The organism is Catellatospora sp. NPDC049609 (assembly GCF_040675365.1).
Lineage (GTDB): Bacteria > Actinomycetota > Actinomycetes > Mycobacteriales > Micromonosporaceae > Catellatospora.
On sequence record NZ_JBFAOU010000450.1, the window covers coordinates 1 to 1,546 of the forward strand.

1 protein-coding gene is annotated in these 1,546 nt (G+C 67.1%); it reads left to right on the forward strand.

Annotated elements, in window-relative coordinates:
• The first annotated feature begins 192 nt into the window (after positions 1-192).
• Positions 193-1,320, forward strand: coding sequence for an IS701 family transposase (locus AB0J67_RS41045; protein ID WP_363491226.1), 1,128 nt, complete (start codon positions 193-195; stop codon positions 1,318-1,320).
• Positions 1,321-1,546 lie beyond the last annotated feature (226 nt).

The following is a 1,546-nucleotide window of genomic DNA, read 5'->3' on the forward strand; positions in this document are numbered from 1 at the left end:
AATAGATGGTCATGGTGGCGTCGCCGCCACCAGTTCAGGGCAAAAGTCAGCCACTACCAGCGAAGACGCCGGCTCGGCGAAGTGCGGCTGGAGTACTAATTTTACAACCGTAGATCGTGATATTACGATGCGACGGTGACCGATGCGGTGACTCGTGTAGATCTTGCGGCGTGGCAGGCAGGGTTTGAAGATCTGTTCGCCCAGGTCGGGCACCGGTTCGGTCGGATCGAGCCCCGGCTGCAAGCCAAGGCCTACGTACGAGGCCTGCTGGCGCCGGTGGAACGCAAGAACTCGTGGCAGCTGGCTGAGGCTGCGGGGCAGAAGACGCCGGACCGGATGCAGCGACTTCTCAACGGCGCGGTGTGGGATCCGGACCTGGTCCGCGATGACCTGCGCAGCTATGTGACGGCACGTCTGGGCACCCCGGACGGCGTCCTGATCGTGGACGAGACCGGGTTCGTCAAGCAGGGACGCCGCTCGGCCGGGGTTCAGCGTCAGTACTCCGGCACGGCCGGACGGGTGGAGAACTGCCAGCTGGCGGTGTTCCTGGCCTACGCGACATCGCGTGGGCACGCCCTGATCGACCGGGACCTGTACCTGCCCAAGATCTGGACCGAGGACCCCGCCCGGCGGGCCGACGCCGGCATCGGCGACGAGATCGAGTTCGCCACCAAGCCGATCCTTGCCACCCGCATGCTGGCCCGCGCCCTGGACGCCGGGGTTACTGCGGCCTGGGTGACCGCGGATGAGGCCTACGGGCACGACTCGAAGTTCCGCCGCTTCCTGGCCACCCGCCACCTCGGCTACGTCGTGGCGATCCCGCGCAGCCAGCCCATCCACACCGGCGCCGGCAGCCTGCGCGCCGACACCCTCACAGCCGACGCCCCGCCGCAGGCGTGGAAGCGGCTGTCGGCAGGCGACGGCTCCAAGGGCCAACGCCTGCACGACTGGGCACTGGCCGGCCTGCCCGGCCACACCGACCGCGCCGACGCGTCCCGATGGCTGCTCATCCGCCGCAGCGTCACCGACCCCGACGACCTCGCCTACTACCTCTGCGCCGGCCCCGACGACACCACCATCGACACCCTCGTCAAAGTCGCCGGGACCCGCTGGCGGATCGAGACCTGCTTCAAGGACGCCAAGACCGAGACCGGCCTGGACCACTACCAGGTCCGCACCTACCACGCCTGGTACCGCCACATCACCCTGTCGATGCTGGCCTACGCCTTCCTCGCCGTCACTGCGGCGGCAGACCCAAAAGCAGCCCAGGCATGGTCGCCCTCAGCCCAGCCGAGATCCGCCGTCTCCTGGTACACGTGACCAAGACGGCCCTCAGCCTCACCCTCCGCCTGGCCTGGTCGACCTACCGCAGACGCCGACAAGCCCAAGCCCGCCACGCCCACTACCAACGACAACACAACCGACATAACAATCCACCGTTGTAAAACTAATACTCCAGCCGCACTTCGCCGAGCCGGCGTCTTCGCTGGTAGTGGCTGACTTTTGCCCTGAACTGGTGGCGGCGACGCCACCATGACCATCTATT